Raw genomic sequence first — 15,442 nt, 5'->3', positions numbered from 1 at the left:
GGCCAGAATGATCTTATTTTAAATCATGACTGGTGAAGAGGGCGTAGAGCATATCATGAGCCAAAGGCGAGGAAAACGGTTGCGTAGCGGCTTTTAGTGGGTTTTATTAGTTTTTTGATCGTAGTTGATGAGGTAAAACCTGAAGGTTAAAACGGGAATTTAATCAATTCAACACTATCAGCCGTGACTTTAACCATTGAACCTTCAACATGCCAGGCACCTAAAACCACACGGTGTACCGTTGCCGCCGCTAATTCGACGGTATGAACCGCAGGGCGGTGGGTATGCCCATGAATCATCCAACTGACATTATTTCGCTCGAAAGTTTCAACCACCGCCTGTGGATTGACATCCATAATCAGCTGCGATTTACCGCTATTATTTTGTTGGCTTTGATTGCGCATATAAGCCGCAATGCGTAACCGAAAGCGCAGCGGTAGCCACAGAAAGAGCTTCTGGATCAGGGGATTGTGTACTCGGCGGCGAAAATGCTGATAGTCGGCATCATCAGTGCACAGGGTATCGCCATGTAAAATAACGATTTTACGGCCATACAACTCAACAACTTTCTCTTCCGGCAGCAAGGTCATGCCACTTTCAAGTGCAAAGCGTTTACCCAGCAGAAAATCGCGGTTACCGTGGATAAAGTAGCAGGGCACGCCCTGTTGTTGGAGTGATTTCAACGCGGCAGCAACTTGCCGATACAGAGGCTCGGGGTCATCGTCGCCAATCCAGGATTCGAATAAATCGCCCAGGATATATAATGCATCAGCATGAATAGCATCACGCTGTATAAAATGCAGGAAACCGGCAGTGATTGCCGGTTCCTGAACGCTAAGATGCAAATCTGCAATAAAAAGCGTGCTCATTAAGCCGTTATTACTCGCTAACAGTAACGCTTTGAATGATCACATCTTCTTTTGGCACATCTTGATGCATACCGCTGCGGCCAGTCGCGACGTTTTTGATTTTATCAACCACGTCCAGACCTTCAGTCACTTCAGCAAACACGCAGTAACCCCAACCATCTGGGCGCTCTGAACGGAAGTTTAGGAAGTCATTGTCTGCAACGTTAATAAAGAACTGAGCAGTGGCAGAGTGTGGATCGTTGGTACGCGCCATTGCCAAAGTGCCACGGGTATTTTTCAGACCGTTGTTGGCTTCGTTCTTGATAGGGGCATCAGTTGTTTTCTGGTTCATGCCCGGCTCAAAACCACCGCCCTGAATCATGAAACCATCAATAACACGGTGGAAAATAGTGTTATCATAGAAACCTTTACGGCAGTAGTTCAGGAAGTTTTCAACAGTAGCCGGCGCTTTATCTGCGAAGGTGTTGATGACGATATCGCCGTGATTAGTATGAAAAGTGACCATAATAATGTTCCTGCTAGTGTAATAAGTGTATTCACAAATGAGTCGTAACTCTTTAGATGGCTCTTATATCATATCTGCGAGATTGAGTCAGCACTCGAAACGCCGCCAAGATGTGCGAAAAAGTGCTGTATCGGGAGCTGATTTACCGCATAATCTGATGATATCTTTTTAAACCATGCGTTTCGCAAAAACAAAAACCACGGAATGTCCCAATGCTAAAGATTTTTAATACACTGAGTCGCCAAAAAGAGGAATTCAAGCCTATTCATGCCGGTAAAATAGGTATGTATGTATGCGGGATCACCATCTATGACCTGTGTCACATTGGGCATGGGCGGACTTTTGTCGCTTTCGACGTTGTGTCGCGTTATTTGCGTTATTTAGGTTACTCTTTGACGTATGTCCGCAATGTCACCGACGTTGACGATAAAATTATTAAACGTGCCATTGAGAACAATGAAACCTGCGAGCAACTGACTACGCGGATGTTGGCTGAAATGCACAAAGATTTTGATGCATTGAATCTCAAACGCCCAGATTTAGAACCGCGCGCTACCCATCACATCCCAGAAATTATTGAGCTGACCGAGCGCTTGATTGCCCGCAAGCATGCTTATGTGGCTTCAAATGGAGATGTTATGTTCTCTGTTGAAAGTGATCCGGATTATGGTTTGTTATCTCGTCAAGATCTGGACCAGTTGCAAGCGGGCGCGCGAGTTGAAGTGGCTGATGTTAAACGCAATCCGATGGATTTTGTCTTGTGGAAAATGTCCAAACCCGGCGAACCTAGCTGGGAATCACCTTGGGGGCCGGGCCGCCCTGGTTGGCATATTGAATGTTCGGCAATGAACGGCAAGCAGTTAGGCGCGCATTTTGATATTCACGGCGGCGGCTCTGATTTGATGTTCCCGCACCACGAAAATGAAATTGCACAATCCACCTGTGCGCATGATGGCCCTTATGTGAATTACTGGATGCACTCCGGTATGGTGATGATCGACAAAGAAAAAATGTCGAAATCTCTGAATAACTTTTTCACTATCCGCGATGTGCTGGCCTATTACGATGCTGAAACCGTGCGTTATTTCCTGATGTCCGGCCATTATCGTAGCCAGCTTAATTACAGCGAAGAAAATCTCAAGCAAGCACGTGCTTCTTTAGAGCGCTTATACACCGCGCTGCGCGGGACTGACGTGAATGCAGCGCCGGCTGGTGGTGCTGAGTTTGAAGCGCGTTTCCGTGCGGCAATGGATGATGATTTCAATACTCCAGAGGCCTACTCGGTGCTGTTTGATCTCGCCCGTGAAGTAAACCGCCTCAAAGCTGAAGATATGACCGCGGCAAATGCGTTAGCGGCTGAATTGCGTAAACTGGCGCATGTGCTGGGATTATTGGAACAAGATCCAGAACTGTTTTTGCAAAGTGGGGCGCAGACTGACGACGACGACGAAGTGGCAAAAATCGAAGCTCTTATTAAACAGCGCAACGATGCCCGCAGTAGTAAAGATTGGGCGCTGGCAGATTCTGCCCGTGATCAATTGAATGAGCTGGGGATTGTGTTGGAAGATGGCCCGCAAGGGACAACCTGGCGTCGTAAATAATACGGAACTGGTTAACGGTACCCTAAATAATTTGAGTTGCAGGAAGGCAGCCAATGCACATGCAGCTTGAAGTATAACGGGTATAAGATTAAAAAAATTGCGGTTCTGGTGTTGACCAGTAACCGCATTTTTTTGCCCATATATTATAACTGCTACAACGGCAGTTTTTCGCAATAACCAGCTAAAACTCGCCGTTGCTGAGGTTATTAGGCTTTAACCTGTACTTTCATACCTTGAAACTCAACAATCTGGTCAGCCAGGATCTTGCAGCGCTTGCGCGTTTCCACATTCCCGTCGACTTTTACCAGCCCATCAGCGATGGCGGCTTTTGCTGAGGCACCGCTATCGTTCCAACCTTGCAACTTTAATAAGTCACACAGTTCGACGTGCGGGTGTTTTTCCAAATGAAAAATGTCCATTACTGTCCTTTCACTCTATTTTCGTTGATGTCATGATATTCCTCGCAGGCTTGCAAGGTATTTTGTATCAGTGTTGCAACGGTCATCGGCCCGACGCCACCGGGAACCGGTGTAATCCAACCCGCACGCTCAACGGCGGCATCAAATTCTACATCACCGACTACTTTACCACTTTCCAAGCGGTTAATGCCGACATCAATCACGATAGCACCGGGTTTTATCCACTCACCGGGAATAAAACCGGGTTTACCGACAGCAACGACTAATAAATCTGCATTTTCGACATGTTGGCGCAAATTTTTGGTAAACCGATGAGTGACGGTAGTGGTGCAACCCGCCAGTAATAGCTCAAGGCTCATCGGGCGGCCGACAATATTGGATGCCCCTACCACGACAGCATTCAGACCATAAGTCGGGATATCATAACGCTCTAGCAGTGTCACGATGCCGCGTGGAGTACAAGGGCGGAGTTTAGGCGCCCGCTGACACAAGCGGCCAACATTGTAGGGATGGAAGCCATCCACGTCTTTATCCGGGTGAATACGTTCCAGGACTTTGACATTATCAATACCCGCGGGCAGTGGCAGTTGTACTAGAATCCCATCTATTTCACTATCGTCATTCAGTGAATCAATCAATGCTAACAGCTCGGCTTCCGTGGTGGTCATCGGCAGGTCATAAGAGCGGGAAACGAAACCCACTTCTTCACAGGCTTTACGTTTACTGGCGACATAAATTTGTGAGGCTGGATTTTCACCTACTAGCACAACAGCAAGGCCAGGGGCACGTTTACCCGCAGCTAAACGTTTCTGTACCAACGCAGCTACTTCGTTTCGTACCTGCTGCGCAATCGTTTTACCATCTATAATTTTCGCTGACATCAGTGGAAGGGTCCATCAATTAAAAAAGCGGGAATCTGCCTATTTTGTCAGAAGCGGGGCGTGCTGTCAGGCGTATAATAACGATTAATTAACGATTAAATAGCCAGTTGATAAACCGTAAGGCGAAAAGCCATTGACTCAAAGGCGACTGCCCGTATAATCCAACCCGCAACTGACTGCCAGCAGCGTTCTATGCTGCGGTAAATATCAAATGCGCCCTTAGCTCAGTTGGATAGAGCAACGGCCTTCTAAGCCGTAGGTCACAGGTTCGAGCCCTGTAGGGCGTACCATCTCGAAGTAAATAGACGTCAACTGACGTCTTTTTTTATGCCTAAAATTCAGTGTATTAGCTGATTTTAGTGTGTCTTCAGTCTACCTAGCTCTATCGACATCAACCCACATCAAGTACTATTTGTTGGTATATGTGATGGTACATCCCCGTTCAATGAAATCTTATACCAACAGCCAGCAACGGAGAGCCACAAATGGCCTTAACCGATGTGAAGGTAAGAAGTGCAAAGCCAACAGAGAAGCCTTACAAGCTTACTGATGGCGAAGGGATGCATTTGATGGTGCATCCTAATGGATCTAAGTATTGGCGCTTGCAGTACCGATTTGACGGCAAACAAAAGATGCTGGCGTTGGGTATCTATCCCGAAATTTCTTTATCTGAAGCCAGGCAGCGGAGAGATGACGCTAAGCGGCAAGTCGCTAACGCTATCGATCCTAGTGAACAGAAAAAGGTTGATAAACAAGCTCGCAAAGCGACGGTAGAAAACACCTTCAAAGCTATCGCGCTTGAATGGCATGAGTACAAACGTCCTAACTGGTCGAAGGGTTATGCCGAAGACATTATGGAAGCGTTTGAAAACGATATCTTTCCGGATATCGGTAAGCGCCCAATTGCAGAGATCAAGCCTCTGGAGATCCTCAGTTCATTTCGTAAACTCGAAAAACGTGGTGTCCTCGACAAGCTGCGCAAAATCCGCCAGGCCTGCAACCAAGTGTTTCGTTACGCCATTGTCACGGGGCGCGCTGAATCTAACCCAGCCTCAGAACTGGCAAGCGCACTAACTCCGCCAAAATCTGTGCACTATCCTCACCTGTTAGCGGATGAACTTCCTGCTTTTTTAGAGGCTCTCGCCGCTTATTCCGGTAGCCCTATAACTCGGCTAGCAACAAAGATTCTGATGCTAACTGGCGTTCGTACCATTGAGCTCCGCATGGCTGAATGGAAAGAGTTCGATTTCGACAAGCGGGTTTGGGAAGTACCAGTCGAAAGGATGAAGATGCGCCGCCCACATCTGGTGCCATTGTCCGATCAGGTTGTGGCAGCACTACGTGAAATCCAGGCAGTGACAGGTCGCTACAATCTGGTATTTCCTGGGCGTAACGATATCACTAAGCCAATGAGTGAGGCGAGTATCAATCAGGTTCTGAAAAGGGTGGGGTATCACGGGAAGGCTACGGGGCACGGTTTTAGGCACACGATGAGTACTATCCTGCACGAACAAGGCTATAACACAGCGTGGATTGAGCTACAACTTGCTCATGTGGATAAAAACACCATTCGTGGCACGTATAACCATGCGCAGTATTTGGAGCAGCGTAGGGAGATGTTGCAGTGGTATGGGGATTATGTGGATGGGATGGAAGATTGTGATTCTTGGGAAGAAAATATTCAAGTGTATAACTAAGAACACTTCATTATGAATATGCTTTAGATAGAGAATTATATTTATTAGTCATTTGATAAAGTTAATCAGTTGAATTGATTATGCATGACTTCCCCGATACACTGAAATGTGTCGGGGAAGTTAGTTTATTATGATGTGAATATTTTAATATCTATACCCATTTCATCAGCCGTACTTAGCCAATCTTCAATTAATTGGAATGCTTGGATCGTTTCAGATTGCTGGTTGGTTTCCTTAGACATCTCTTCAATAAAATGCTGTTTAGAGAAAGAATTACCCATTACTATCCATATTTCTTTACTGCATAGCGGTGATTTTCTTCTTTCTGAAATCAATTCCCAAGCTTTATCCTTAAGCTTGTTTTTCGCATCTGGAATTATTCCCTTTTTATTGAAAGCAAGCCGAAAACGAGAGTTAAGTTGATGTTTTGCTGTTGGTGAAGGCCATGGCTTATCCCAGATGGAAAAGTTCCCAGGTATATTGTTAGTTGAATGTGAAATTAGGTATGATAAATTTTTTATTGCCTGACTACCGACTTCTGCAATTGCTCCAGCAGATGACTTAGGCGAACTGTGTGAATCCCCACATTTTACATGAATGAAACATAATTTTTCAGCAGACGAAACTATGAAATCACACGGCTCAGTATTCATGTCTGTGCAAATAACAAGGTCGCAATTGGGGATAAACGAATAAAAAGGGCCTAGTTCGATAATGGTAGGATTATCATTAGAATAGTTACTTAATTGATCAATCAAATAAAAAATAGAGTCTTTATCAAATTTTGTGCTTGTGGTATTAATATACATATCTTTTTCATCATATTTTCCCTTTTCTTTAAGCTCCTTAGAAAGCAGTGCTGGAATGCTTATAAGTGAGCGTCCTGCCCAACTTTCCTCAGCCGTAACACCTTTTTCACAAGGAAGTGAGAATTTATAAAATTTCGACGCACTGTATGTTGTTCCGTCTAAGAAAAGAATCCTAAAAGAGTCATTATTTAAATAAGATATTATTTTATTGAAATCATCATTGTTGTTAGTGGTTGTCAAAAAGTATCTATGTTTCTCTTCTGCATAATGAGTGTATATTTTAAATGACGTTGAACCAATAAAAAACTCCGCACCTTCATTCTCTGAATATTGAAGATAATAATAGTCTGGTAGGAAATTCTTTTCGGAAATTAATTCAGTGTCGAAATCTGATAGGTCTAGAATAATTGAAACTATATTGGAATTAGGTTTTTCATCTATAGGTTGTGAGAAGGATTTTATCAATCTGCCATTATTAGTTGCTTCCTTGGCTGTTCCTAAATCTATTTTTTCAATCCATTCAGATAGTTCTTCTATACTAAAGTTCCTTTCCATTTGGTCAGAAACTCGACCAGACCTGGCTCCTAAATAGAAACTACTATCACTTTTCCCTTGTTCATCCTTATTAACTACTTTCAATGTTGTTAATGTATACATTGCGTTACGCTGAGTACTATTTATATTTTCTAGGTTTTTACCTTTTAAGGATATCGCTTCCGGTCTATTCTTTGCAGTACCTATGGCCCTTGAGTGAGCCTCTTTTATTTCATGGGCCTTAGTAACTGCTGCTAATGCTGTTAATCTGTTAATATTTATAGGATTTGCAAGATTTAAGTCTATTCTATTAGCATACTTGCCACCAGAACTGTCAAATATAGCTATGCTATTAGATAGCTCTTTAATTATTATTATTTCTAATTTAGGTTCAAAAAATAGTTTATCAGAAAGATATCTAGAGCTATTGAATGATATGTATAGATATATGGATACATCATGGTCATTGTTTATTTTTTTAACGAGTGAACCTTGTGTATGCAGTTCCCAATATATCTTATCCAAGAGAAGAGGTGTTGAGTAATTAGGTCCTTTTTCTATAAAACAAACGGATGCCAATGGTATTGAAATATCATTGGCATTTATGGATTGCAAGTCCAATCGTTCTCTGAAACGACTGGAGAAGTAGCTGTATTCAGGGAAGTTATCAAGAAATCCTTTTATTAAGTTAGTTGTGCTTAGTGATTTTATAAATCCTTTTGAACCGCTAGGTGTGGATATGTAGTCATCAAATACGCGGTAACTTTGCCACATTCTTTCATTGGATGAACTAGCTAGATCTATTATCATCGGTTCTATTGAATTGTAATTCCTAACAACTCTCCCAATAGTTTGAACTAATTCTCTACCACTTCCAACTTGATAGGTTAAAACTAATAATTTTGCTTCAGGCAAATCTACACCTTCATCAAGTTTATGTTGATGAATTAGAACTCTTATGTTGTCAGATTTTAATGCGGAATTTACTGATTTAAATTTACCGCTAGCTTCATCATTTCTAAATGTCTCATGTATACTTGCTGTTTTGAATTTTTTAGAAATTGATTCGTGGTATAGAGATATATCATTAGCATCTTTACATTTTATTATACATTTTATGTTTTCATTTTTCTCTAGAAAATCCTTTACTTCTTGAAGCATTATCTCCATTGAATTCACTTGAATGAATTTTGGTTCAGTTATTATTTTATCAAAAATAGCCTGTTTAAATGTAAAGATAAAATAATCATCTAAGTCAACATTTAATTCGAAAAGATCATTCCTATACGGTGTTGCCGTTATTACAACTTTTATTGCATCTGATTGTCGTACGATTTCTCGCCATACAGGAGATGGTTCAGAATGACCTTCATCAATAATAATCAGATCAAAGAAACTTTGTGTCTTATATAGGTCTTCTGGTGATAACATTGATAGTTTTTGAAATGTTGAGATATATATACCTTCTTCATTTAAATTATTAATGTTTTTAAATGTATTCTTTAATTTTATATCCGGATCGTTTAACGTTACTCTAAAAAATCTACTTGATACTTCTTTATAGAGCTGTTCCTTAACTGCTCTCCTATGACAGATAATTAAAATATTTCGCTCTTTACTTAGATGTGATATTAAACTTATGACACCTGTTTTACCTGCTCCCGTTGGCAAGTTAATTAAGCATGCCTTATCACGAATGTTTTTTTTCTTAAATTTAAAAAACTCTTTAACAGCTGCTTCTTGACAGGTTCTAATTTTACCAGAGGATAATTTTAAGTATTTTAATAAATTTCTATGCATGTAATATCCTTTGCAGATTTAAAAAATTCAATAAATCTAAGTAAGCTGAGAAGGCTTATAACCAATCGCCTTGGTCCGCACTGAGATCTTCCCGAATTGCATCTTGTTGATAGCTTGCAGCAATACGGTCTAGGCAAGCTGCCGTACGAGGCCATTCAAATCGAAGATCATCAGCATCTTGTTTATAGCGCTCTACCAGTATTCGTTCTTGCTCCCCTCCATCATGTGGCATACGTATAGTTACGCCACGACGGTTGTAAACCCCAACTTTAAAACCATCGTCCATTGCTCTGCTCCGTGCATACTCAAGAACTTCTCGAACAGGTTCTGGCGGCCATGCTTCATTTTTTGTTCGCTTTGCGGCAGAGATAATCATGCCTATCTTGTCATCACCAATTTCACCACGACCTGCAGCCTTCAATAATTGACGAGCTTTTTTGACCCACGACATCAACGCAGAAGAGTCAATAGTCCCGTGTTGATTTGTTCCAGGTACGATGCTCCAATCATGCAAAACTTGATATGCCTGGCTTGCCATATCACGGGCTTGCTTAGGATTTGTTGGTTCAGGTTCAACCACATCACTATCTTCTTTAGGCAGGTAGAGTAATTTCATTAGGGAAGTAAAAAATACAGGATCTTGGGCTAGAGCCTGATGTAGGTTCCTGGCTGGATGTCGTGAATGGCGTAAGACTTGGAAGTAGATCCATTCGAGCCTCACAATTTCTTCTTTTGAAGTATTTACATCACTCTCCAAATAATCCAGGAGAATACCGATATAATAGCTCGACATCGTATTATCATTATTGAATTTTTCTTTGGCGCTTACAGCAGCATGCATTGCTCTAATAATAAGCGAACCATCTGGTTTCATTTTTATATTATTAGAAAGCCACGCAAGGGCATCGTGACTTCGATTTGCCAAAAGTAAATAGTCAATGACATATTTAGCCTCTACATTTCCGGAGACCCTAAATACAGGGAGCGTTTCCCAATATATTTTACTAATATTGCCTGGTCTTGACTCAATTTTAAGCCAAAGCGACATTACAGTTGGCAAAACTTGGGTAATGCGTACTTCCGCTAACTCCCCCCAATTCTCAGTTATAGCTTGTTCCCATAATGCTTGAACCCAAGCTTCACTTTCTGAACCTTTCGTTGCTTTGAGTCCATAAAGAATTCCCAAACCAATATTTGCTATATCTGAATCACCAGACATTAGGGCTTTTTTCATTAGAATATGTTTATGCCCACACTTTGTTGAGGATCGTGCTAAAGCAAGACCAAAATCGTAGTGCAGCGTAATTGTTGAAGAGAAATGAAATATTTGTTCAAATTCAAGTTCTGCAAGTAAGAATTCTACTGCTTCCGATTGTCTCTCTTCGAGCCTATTTCGTTGTGTTTGCCAATCATAATTTTCGCCTAACTCATTGGCTCCTGCACAAAATAGCCAGCGAAAACGCTCCTCGACATTTTCTGGTGTTAGTGAAAGAAATATTGCATCCAACGGTGCTAATTCTTCTTCAGACATAGCCCATGGAGCATCTTTGAAGCCACGGTTTCTCTGTAAAAAACGCCGTAACTCATTCCACAACCTTTCTTTTTCATCAGAAGATGTGAGGTTAAGGGAGTAATCAGCTAATTGCTTAGCTGCTGAAAATTTCCAGTTTGAATCAAAATTCCCCCAAAGGTGAAAAAGTTCAAACCACCGTTCACACCTCCCATTTATATACATTAATAATCTGTCACCGATCTCACATGCTGCTGTTGCAACAGAGGACCAGGTAATCGACTCCGGCTCATTAGGAGTGAAATCACGCCAATTTGGCATAGAAGAAGGTTCTGAAGTATCGTGTGAACGAGGTGCTAATGCGAGCAATAACTTCCAACCAGCAATTGGATGCAGCGAGATGATCCGATTAATGACCTTAATACGTTGTGATGAATTAGCATAAGTTTGTGGTGACCAACTAACAAAAATCCGCCTTAAAGAAACTGCTGGACGGTTTCCCCATCGACCTCCAGGATCAACATCATCTAACCAAGCCAGTAAAAGTGCAGATTGCATTAGATAAAGCGGGCTACGCGCTAACATCTCTAATGCCCATAACAAATTTGAAAGATACTCTGTGGGTTGCATTATCCCTTCATCACTTCGGAATAATGACAAAATCTGAGGTGAATCACCTTCCAACCCAGCTTCTACAGCGTCTAGAAATACCGTTGGGGCTGCTTCTGCAAGATTATGGAAGTCCTGAGACAAAGACCACCAAAGTGGCTCAGTTGCATTATTAAGCAACTTATACACTGCACTATTCACATGAGAAGATACATCCGTAATAAGTGTTGCTACCTCTGGGAAAACAGCCAAGGCAATCATCGATTCTGTTAAGCCACGTCGGATACTAGCTGATGGTTTTCCTACGCTATTATCTTCATAGAAGGTATTGGCATTAGGTTGAGTCTCAAAATGGGGATCAATGGCGCTCACCACCGAATGGAACGTATTCTCAAAGCGCTTTAGTTGGTTGGAAGTTAGCTGGTTACCTACTTGAGTCCAAAGATCTCGTAATGAAACTACTTTCCAAAGATTACCAGAGCGAATTAATGGACCACCAAAAGTGGATGCTAACGGTGCCAAGATTTCTTCTACCTGCTCATAAGAGCAACCAGCTAAATCACTAATAATTTTTTGATCTTGATATGAGGTTTCATCCCAACCCCCCGCGAACATTGCGGCAATAAGCTCAGATGAAACATGTTCAGCCCATTGTGGTTTATAGTTTGGGGCTATGGGCATTAAACGTCTTAATACCGTAATACTGCGGCCTGATGCGTGGGCATAACGATGAGCATCCTCCTCATTTAATCCAGCATGAGTTAATGCTATTTTTAGCTCAAATCTCCAGGGGCGGGGGAGGCGTATTGAATGACCGGATAGATGAGACACATCTGAGCCATAGATAGCGTAGACATGGTGACCATTATTAACAAGAGATTGTGCAATCCCCGGTTCTGAAATAGTGAGAACAATGATTAATGGCGTGCCTAAACCAGCTAATTGCCGGGCTGTTGTTGCGTTGTCAACTACGACACATTTGCTCCAATAGAACAGCTTATACTCTTCAGGCAGAGGACTTATAGATGCATAAAGAAAAGCTAGTGCTTCATCGGGAGCTTCGGCTTGCACCGATAGTTGTTGCGGTGAATCTCTTAACCATCTAAGGACTTTTGTTTGTTCTTCATCACGTCCGGCCAAGATAACATCAGGAGTGAGAGGTGTTCTCGTTGCGTGAATCCACTCGCTCCATGACTCTTCAATATTACGTAACCCCTGTGGCCGATGACCTATTTTTACTGACAACCACTGAGCGACCGCAGGATAAATTTCTAACCAATGGACAAGATCATCAGCGTCAATGGCACAGATATTCAGCCAAATATTGAGAGCTTTTTTCTCCTCTACCCACTTATTTTTACCAGGAAAGCGTTGTGGAGTAACGAATACATACGTTGTTTTGTCTGGACTATACCCGAGTGGATTCCCAGATCTTTTATTAAAATCTTCTTCTGCCTTAGTGCGGATAGAGGTACGTTGAGCACCAATTTCCCAAACAGAATCACCCTCAGGAACAAAGCCCAAACCCAAATTCGTTTTACACTCACCATCCCAACCAGGATATTGCACACTCTCATCTGATGGGAAATGAACTTTTGCGGCAGGACCTACCGTTGCAAAAATTAAACGTCGTAATAATTCAGGAATACCACTCTGACCATCTCTCCGTTCACCCCACTGTGAAAGGTGAGTTGCATTAATCCAGCGCATCAAAGAACCAGGTTTTACATTTTCAGGTGGCTGCAACATACCCCTTTCAACTACCCCACCAGCTATAAACTGCAAACCTTCAGCTTCTAAGGCATCACGGATAGCTTGGGCATTATTTGCTACTGGAGTACGAAAGCCACGCTCAAAATCCGCAAGCGTAGATGTTGCCACATTTGCTTTGGAGGCCAGTTCTTGTTGAGACCAAGCGAGAAGAGCTCTTGCAGCTTTAACTTGCTCTGGTAAAAGGAGCTCATTCATTACAAAACCTCATATTTTTAATATGACATCACAATATCTGTCTAAAAGATGAGCGTCAATGTACAATCGGGTGGGATTAGATCCGACCTATTACATCTGAGGTGATCGAGCAAGAGATAGCCTTAAGATATACGCAAAGTGATGCGCTAACTGTTAGTAATATTTAACAAGTTGATTCGGAAAGACACGTTCAACATGAGCCATATGCTCTTCCCACCCCATGAAGCCCATTTCAAATACAAGTGAGACAATCTCTTCAAACCCTGGCCCGAGATTGTTGGAGCGATTTTCAGATTCGCTGCAGATAGCGTTATAAATTTTTATCAAAGCAGGACATGAAAGATAATCCCTAAAGCGTGTCTGTGCTTCTTCGAGGTTTTGCCAAAGCGGAATGCCATATTGATGTTTGTCATAAGGCGCGGCGGCCATAAAACGCACTTCACGATCCCGAAGAAAATGCAACAGAAGCGCCGGATCGATAATGGGCACATCGTTCAACGGAAAACCGGCATGAAATTGACCATTTATGATAACGAGTGGGACTACTTCTATATCCTTTATTCCCGACAAATGGGGATAATAATCCTGACAAAATTGCTCAAGATGATTACTTACAAAGGCCGCTTTCCTAGTGGCCTGTTTCGTTTTATGCATCAGTCCGTTAGAATCGAAAAGCTCATTGTCATAATCGAGTGGAGTGATGGATGTTTTGCGGCTGCGAGCTTCCACCACCATTAGTAAATTTCCGAAAGAGAAAGTTAGATCTATTTCCTCCCCATGCCCGTGATAGTTTGGTTCAATTGCAGCGGTATAACGCAAATACTCCTTCATTACCGGATTTCCATTTTGGCACTCTTCTAATACTCGAACCAAATCTTTCTCAAACAGCTTTCCACGGCGAGTATCTTTGGGATCGATTTTGGCCATCCAGCAATCTATATTGCGGGTGAGACTAGCAGTCAGAAATGCACTAATCGGGAAAATATATTTATCCTCAATGGACACCAGAGGCTGCACCCATAAATCTTCCTGTGGAGATGTCCCCCTCCAGGTCAATAAATCGACAGCATCGTTGATCTCAGTTTCGCTATATTCACAGCACTGGATAAGTGTGAAGATAAGATTGGAACGTTCAAATTGAGGCGCAAGCTGAACTAACGTCGACCAGTTATTGATTTCCTTATCTGTACGCAGATGCTCATCAATCTGAACAGCCAGCACAGATAAATGAACCCATACGTCTAAAACGGTTTGTAGTTTACGTTCAATACAAGGAATAGATTTGCGTTTTAGTAACGATTTGAGGTGATCGTCAAGCTGAATTAAAGCCGATACAGGCTGAAATTTAGCAATTATTTGCGACCGTTGAGATAATGATTGCCATGGAGTTAGGCTCAGCGGCTTACCTGGTTCATAACGAAGATAGTTTGACCAAAAATCACTACCCTGAAAATTATCGATCACAGAGCTTGCTTCAGTCATCGAAGTGACTAAAAAGTGATCACGCCGAAATTCTGCAATTGTTTTCATGCGGTGATAGTCAGAATGACATTGAATGAAAAAGACTCGTTTCGGCTGGAAAGCGAATAATGCACGACCATAGAGTAAGTCTTGCCACAAGGAAGCAAAACTATGGAAGTGCTGAGACATCCTCATTTCTGCTTGAAAAAGGTCGAGCTTGGATAACTTGACCGGGCGATCATCAGGGAAGAGCAGATGCATACGATCTTTATATTTAAATAGCTCGAATAACGGACCTCTTAGACTGTCAAGCCTATGCATATTTACACTGTTTACACTGACCGGATCGCTTTTCCCTACCTTTGAGGTTTTGCTGCTAATCATCTGTTCTATGGCTGTATTACTTATATCTCCAAATATTTCTTCCTGTTCGTCGCACACCTGCCAGAATGCATAATTGGTGCTGGCGATATGTGCCCTGATCATTTCCTGATATTCAGGTCTGCAGCCTTTAAAAAAACAGATATGCTTTCGAGTGTTTTCCACACTATGGAAGTTATTATTAAGCCACGTAGCTCCAGAAATGTATGCTAAAGCTTCTGCACTTAGCGGGCCTATTTGGTTCATGAACTCAATCCAGTGTTTTTGATTGAATTGGTTTAGTTGCGCGGGGTGAGGCAATTTCCTGTCTCGTGCCGCTTTGACCAAGGGATGGATAGGTTTCATGTCCTCTCTCTGTTATATCGCATGCCGTCTGGCACTTTAGTTCTTATGACGTC

Annotated in this window: 9 protein-coding genes and 1 tRNA gene; 3 read left to right on the top strand and 7 right to left on the bottom strand. The window is 42.2% G+C overall.

Annotated elements, in window-relative coordinates:
- Positions 1-146: 146 nt before the first annotated feature.
- Complete coding sequence (locus DXZ79_RS14155) at positions 147-869, bottom strand: UDP-2,3-diacylglucosamine diphosphatase (protein WP_120011362.1); 723 nt, start codon at positions 867-869, stop codon at positions 147-149.
- Between the two features lie 10 nt (positions 870-879).
- Positions 880-1,374, bottom strand: a complete 495-nt coding sequence (gene ppiB / locus DXZ79_RS14150; protein ID WP_038631646.1) for a peptidylprolyl isomerase B — start codon at positions 1,372-1,374, stop codon at positions 880-882.
- 212 nt (positions 1,375-1,586) lie between these two features.
- Between ppiB and cysS the strand changes: the two genes are divergently transcribed.
- Entirely contained in the window at positions 1,587-2,975 is a 1,389-nt protein-coding gene (gene cysS / locus DXZ79_RS14145) for a cysteine--tRNA ligase (RefSeq protein ID WP_038631649.1), read from the top strand.
- 206 nt (positions 2,976-3,181) lie between these two features.
- On the opposite strand, the gene ybcJ is transcribed toward cysS, so the two are convergent.
- Both ybcJ and folD read right to left on the bottom strand, forming a co-directional pair.
- Positions 3,182-3,394: a ribosome-associated protein YbcJ gene (ybcJ, locus tag DXZ79_RS14140; protein WP_038631651.1), complete on the bottom strand. Its 213-nt coding sequence runs from the start codon at positions 3,392-3,394 to the stop codon at positions 3,182-3,184.
- The gene (gene folD / locus DXZ79_RS14135) at positions 3,394-4,275 is read right to left on the bottom strand and encodes a bifunctional methylenetetrahydrofolate dehydrogenase/methenyltetrahydrofolate cyclohydrolase FolD (RefSeq protein ID WP_038631653.1); all 882 of its coding nucleotides are present in this window, start codon (positions 4,273-4,275) and stop codon (positions 3,394-3,396) included. The genes ybcJ and folD overlap by 1 nt, the downstream gene beginning before the upstream one ends.
- A 213-nt stretch (positions 4,276-4,488) precedes the next feature.
- Between folD and DXZ79_RS14130 the strand changes: the two genes are divergently transcribed.
- Together DXZ79_RS14130 and DXZ79_RS14125 are read left to right on the top strand one after the other, a co-directional pair.
- Positions 4,489-4,565: transfer RNA gene (locus DXZ79_RS14130), tRNA-Arg, on the top strand.
- 195 nt (positions 4,566-4,760) lie between these two features.
- Positions 4,761-5,972: a tyrosine-type recombinase/integrase gene (locus tag DXZ79_RS14125; protein WP_120011361.1), complete on the top strand. Its 1,212-nt coding sequence runs from the start codon at positions 4,761-4,763 to the stop codon at positions 5,970-5,972.
- Between the two features lie 128 nt (positions 5,973-6,100).
- Here the strand turns inward: DXZ79_RS14125 and DXZ79_RS14120 are convergent, their stop codons facing one another.
- The 3 genes from DXZ79_RS14120 to DXZ79_RS14110 all read right to left on the bottom strand — a co-directional run bounded on the left by DXZ79_RS14120 (position 6,101) and on the right by DXZ79_RS14110 (position 15,389).
- Positions 6,101-9,115, bottom strand: coding sequence for a DEAD/DEAH box helicase (locus DXZ79_RS14120; protein WP_120011360.1), 3,015 nt, complete (start codon positions 9,113-9,115; stop codon positions 6,101-6,103).
- Between the two features lie 55 nt (positions 9,116-9,170).
- Positions 9,171-13,202 carry a helix-turn-helix domain-containing protein gene (locus DXZ79_RS14115; protein ID WP_120011359.1) on the bottom strand — a complete coding sequence of 1,344 codons (4,032 nt, stop codon included), beginning with the start codon at positions 13,200-13,202 and terminating at the stop codon, positions 9,171-9,173.
- Positions 13,203-13,355: 153 nt separating this feature from the next.
- Positions 13,356-15,389, bottom strand: a complete 2,034-nt coding sequence (locus DXZ79_RS14110; protein WP_120011358.1) for a hypothetical protein — start codon at positions 15,387-15,389, stop codon at positions 13,356-13,358.
- Positions 15,390-15,442: the final 53 nt, after the last annotated feature.

The sequence above is a fragment of the Yersinia rochesterensis genome, assembly GCF_003600645.1.
GTDB lineage: Bacteria > Pseudomonadota > Gammaproteobacteria > Enterobacterales > Enterobacteriaceae > Yersinia > Yersinia rochesterensis.
Note: the sequence above shows the minus strand (reverse complement) of the source record. Positions and strands in the feature narration are given on the sequence as shown.

What these genes read in the sequence shown, in the direction of transcription:
- DXZ79_RS14125 (WP_120011361.1), top strand. Translation starts at nt 4,761, where the DNA reads ATGGCCTTAACCGATGTGAAGGTAAGAAGTGCAAAGCCAACAGAGAAG.
- folD (WP_038631653.1), bottom strand. Translation starts at nt 4,275, where the DNA reads ATGTCAGCGAAAATTATAGATGGTAAAACGATTGCGCAGCAGGTACGA.
- ybcJ (WP_038631651.1), bottom strand. Translation starts at nt 3,394, where the DNA reads ATGGACATTTTTCATTTGGAAAAACACCCGCACGTCGAACTGTGTGAC.
- DXZ79_RS14120 (WP_120011360.1), bottom strand. Translation starts at nt 9,115, where the DNA reads ATGCATAGAAATTTATTAAAATACTTAAAATTATCCTCTGGTAAAATT.
- DXZ79_RS14155 (WP_120011362.1), bottom strand. Translation starts at nt 869, where the DNA reads ATGAGCACGCTTTTTATTGCAGATTTGCATCTTAGCGTTCAGGAACCG.
- ppiB (WP_038631646.1), bottom strand. Translation starts at nt 1,374, where the DNA reads ATGGTCACTTTTCATACTAATCACGGCGATATCGTCATCAACACCTTC.
- DXZ79_RS14110 (WP_120011358.1), bottom strand. Translation starts at nt 15,389, where the DNA reads ATGAAACCTATCCATCCCTTGGTCAAAGCGGCACGAGACAGGAAATTG.
- DXZ79_RS14115 (WP_120011359.1), bottom strand. Translation starts at nt 13,202, where the DNA reads ATGAATGAGCTCCTTTTACCAGAGCAAGTTAAAGCTGCAAGAGCTCTT.
- cysS (WP_038631649.1), top strand. Translation starts at nt 1,587, where the DNA reads ATGCTAAAGATTTTTAATACACTGAGTCGCCAAAAAGAGGAATTCAAG.